Consider the following 4,108-nt stretch of genomic DNA (forward strand, 5'->3'; position numbering starts at 1 on the left):
CCGGCCGCGGTGGGCGGCAGCCCGACCTGGGCGCAAAACCCCTCCAGCAGCGGCTCGCACTCACCCCACGACAGCAGGTTGGCGCTCCAGTCGGCGTACTCATTCGAGCCGATCACCGCGATGTCGCCGGTGCGCAACTCCTCGGCCAGGTAGGTGAACACCATCACCTCGAAATGCCGCCGCACCACCATCCCCGCCTGGCGGCGGTCGGTGATGGCGCGCCGCCAGTTGCCCGAGGCGAACATGATGCCCGACTCAAGGCCGCCCCCGCCGACCGGCGGGGGCAGTGGGATGAAGTCGCGCCGCTTGGCCTCATGAGCGCGAGCGTGCTCCAGCGCCACCAGCACCGAGTCATCGCGGGAAGCGGCCTTCAGCTCCAGCTTGGCGACCAGGTCGAACATCACCGCCCGGTCCCGCTTGAAGAACCGGTGCGCCAAAACCTCATAGTTGTCACCGTGGAAGGCCGACACCTCCTCGATGTCGGCCAGCTGGGAGGTGAACCCGCCGGCCTGGCGCACCGCGGCGACCGCACGGGCCGCTCCCTCGCCCGGTGTGGGGCCCTCGGGGTCGAGATGCTCCAGCACGGTGCGGTAGGTGCCGATCAGCCGCTCGCTGACCGTGCGCTGGCGCTGGCGGATCTCCTCCAGCGCGGCCTTGGCCTTCTTCAGGTTCGCCGCCACCCGCTTGCACAACATCTCGGCCAGGTCGTCACGGGCCCGCATCCGCGCGGTATGCAACAGGCACACCAGCAGCGCCACCTGTTTGACCGGCTCATAGCGCGACAAGGTGTCGGCGTCCTGAGCAGCGGCCTCACCTGCGAAATCAGCGATCTTGGTGGGGGCGATGCCCTCCAGCCACGCCCCGGTCTCGCCCAGGGCGTCGATCTCGTCCAGGTACTTGGCCTGGGCCGCAAATCGCGTCCAGGTGGGGCGCTGGGCTGGCTTCTTCAGCCGGTTGAACATCGACCTTCCGTCAGGGCCCGTCGTCGTCAGCAATGTCTGCATCCGCTGGCGGCCTTGCGGTCCCATTCGCTCGACGACGCGCATGAAGATCTCGGTGTTGACCCTGGCCCGGATGGTGGCGGTCATCTCATCCAGCGTGGTGAACCCCGGCAGTTCCAGGGACGCCTCGATCAGGCGTTCCAGCGCCACGTTGATCAGGTCCGGCGGGTTGTTCTTCGCCAGCGCCGCCTCAGCGATCGCCTTGGCGGCCACGGCCCGCGCCCGCGGCTGGTCATAGATCACGCCCTGGCGCGCCCGGATCTGCTTGCGGTGCCATTTGGCGGTGCGCCCGGCCCCATGGTCGGGTTCGACGTCCGGCCCGAGCGCCAGGGAGCGCCGCACATGGTCGACGACCACCTCGGGGATCTCCTGCCTGGAAGGGAAGCGTGCCATCTTCTGAAAGCACTTCAGCGCCAGCACTACCGCGAACAGCGCCTGCGGGCTGCTGGTCCGCTCTTGAGCCCAGGCCGTTTCCTCGGCAGTCGGGGTGAAGAACACATGCACCGCCCTCGCCGAGGTCAGGCGCTTGAACTGCGGGTAGGCGGTCCGCTCGATCGACGTCACGCGAGCCCTTTCCGGGTGAACACCTCCAGAATCCGCCCACCGTAACGACAGATGATCAACACCTGCCCGCCGTTCACCAAACCGCAACCAAAGCAACGCAGACGGTCACACATCAGGCTTCAGTGCGGGGTTCGACCAGTCATTGCCCCTAATGAGTGTTAGCGAGTCGCCGTCCGGCAGACTCGGTGCCTGGCAGCCGCCGGCAGGTGAGCACTTATTGCCCCTGGACCTTGAGTCCCGCGGAAAGATCGTGCCCCTGCCGGTCGGCCAGGCGGGCAGACCAGTGACGGGTCGCATGATCAGGCTTCCATCAAGCCACGCACGAGCGTTCCGGCACGCACCCTCGGAGATGCTCCGAGAAGAGGCGACAGATCCATCACAAGGCATCCAGACGGAGCCGGGATGTCGTTGGGTCAGCCTCACCGGAGCACCTCCTGTCCTTGCAATCTCCTCAGCAAGGGCTGTTATTGCTGCCCCTTGAGTCTCACTGGATGTCGTGCCCGCCTGATTAAGGCGTGAGCACTGCTTCATTAGGTCGCTGATAGTTCTCCCTCAGGCTGCTCACCAGCGGTGTCGGAGAGGGAAGAGACGTTGCGACTGTTCGTGGGAGATGACTGGGCCGAGGCGCATCACGATGTCGAGTTGATGGACGCTTCAGGTCGGCGGCTGGCCAAGGCGCGGCTGCCGGAGGGCGTGGCGGGGATGGCCCGGCTGCACGCGATGATCGCCGAGCAGGTGGGCGACCTCGCTGAGGAGGACGTCGAGGTCGTGGTCGGGATCGAGACCGACCGAGGTCCGTGGGTGCCGGCACTGGTGGCCGCCGGCTACACGGTGCTGGCGGTGAACCCGCTGCAGGCGGCCCGCTACCGGGAACGGCTGGGCGTGTCGGGGGCCAAGAGCGACGCCGCGGACGCGCACATGCTCGCCGACATGGTCCGCACCGACTCCCACCAGCTGCGTCCCGTCGCCGGGGACACTGACCGGGCCGAGGCGGTCAAGGTCGTGACCCGGATGCACAAGACGCTGATCTGGGAACGAACCCGGCACACCCAGCGGCTGCGGCACACGCTGCGGGACTACTTCCCCGCCGCCCTGACGGCGTTCGAGGACCTGGACGCGCCGGACGCGCTGGAGTTGCTGACCAAGGCGCCGGACCCGGCATCGGCGGCGAAGCTGACCATCGGGCAGATCCGCGTGGTGCTCAAGCGGGCTCGCCGCCACAACATGGCCGACAAAGCCGCACAGATCCAGGCCGCCCTGCGGGCCCGGCACCTGGGTCAGCCTCCTGCGGTCACCGCCGCCTACGCGGCTTCGATACGTGCCCTGGCCGCTGTCCTGCTGACACTGAACGCGCAGATCACGGCCATGCGCAAGGAGGTCGAGGCCCATTTTGGCCGGCACCCGGCCGCTGAGATCATCCTCTCCCAGCCCGGCCTGGGAGCGATCCTCGGCGCCCGGGTGCTCGCGGAGTTCGGCGACGACCCCGACCGCTATGCCTCGGCCAAGGCTCGCAAGAACTACGCCGGCACCAGCCCCATTACCCGGGCCTCCGGCAAGAGGAAGGTCGTCACCGCCCGGTTCGTCCACAATGATCGGCTCATCGACGCGCTCATCGCCCAGGCGTCCACAGCGATCAGCGTCTCGCCCGGCGCACGCGCCTACTACGACAAGCAACGCGCCCGCGACGCCGACTACAACGCCGCCCTCCGCCAGGTCGCCAACCGGCTCGTCGGCATCCTGCACGGCTGCCTCAAGACTGGCGCCCTCTACGACGAGGCGATCGCTTGGTCGCATCGAGAGAGGCTTGCTTGAGCCGAGATACGGGGAAACCCCGTCTGTCCGGTTCTGAGGGGACCGGGGCGCAGCAATGCGCCCCGGTTACCCGATTGCTGAGCGATGAGGGAAAAGGCGTCCGTCTGAGGCGTCAGGTGGGGATCAGGAAGGCGTTGCGCTAAAAGCCCCGGCGTCGGGGTTCGCTGTTGAAGCGTCGTAATGGAACAGATGACATCGAAACCTGGGTCTTATCCGGCCTTGGGATGAGCCTGGCGGATGCCCGCTTACTGGCCAGGTGGTGTCCGGCGTAAAGGCGGCGCGAGCCTGATCTGCTGCTCGTGCGCGGAACGTGAGAAGGCGTGTCCCGATACCTCTGCCCGCAGATCGCCTGTCTGCGGGTGGTGACAGGGAGCCTCCCAAGCGGAGAACCCGCAAGGGATTGAGTACCGTCGCGGGATCACGCCGGCGGACTGGCCCGTAGTAGGGGCCCCGCTCGGGTCGGCGCCACCAGGGGCAAAGTAGCTCTGCGTGACGGCGGTGACGGTGTGTGCGTCGCAGAAATGGTCGATTGCGCGAGGTCAGTGCTGCCCTCGTTCAGTGAGGCGTTCACCCAGGTCACGGCTCGCAGAACTCCTCTCACAACCGGAACGTTCTGAGAGACGGTTCTGAGATACTCACGACCTGCGCGAACGCTCTACTTGTTGGGTCGGACCGGGGCGCAGTGCTGGCCTTGCGGCCAGTCCGTTTCCCCGGCCCGCCCGCCGAACCCG

At 67.4% G+C, this 4,108-nt stretch carries 2 protein-coding genes; one reads left to right on the plus strand and one right to left on the minus strand.

Annotated features, from left to right (window positions below; genetic code table 11):
• On the minus strand, positions 1–1,565 hold a 1,565-nt coding region (locus tag ABZU75_RS45555; RefSeq protein ID WP_355569541.1), incomplete at its 3' end, for a DUF4158 domain-containing protein.
• Between the two features lie 597 nt (positions 1,566–2,162).
• On the opposite strand from ABZU75_RS45555, the gene ABZU75_RS45560 reads away from it, so the two are divergent.
• On the plus strand, positions 2,163–3,377 hold the full coding sequence (locus ABZU75_RS45560) for an IS110 family transposase (RefSeq protein WP_355569544.1): 1,215 nt from the start codon (positions 2,163–2,165) through the stop codon (positions 3,375–3,377).
• The last annotated feature ends 731 nt before the right edge of the window (positions 3,378–4,108 follow it).

The organism is Streptosporangium sp. NPDC005286, assembly GCF_040607515.1.
Classification (GTDB): Bacteria; Actinomycetota; Actinomycetes; order Streptosporangiales; family Streptosporangiaceae; genus Streptosporangium.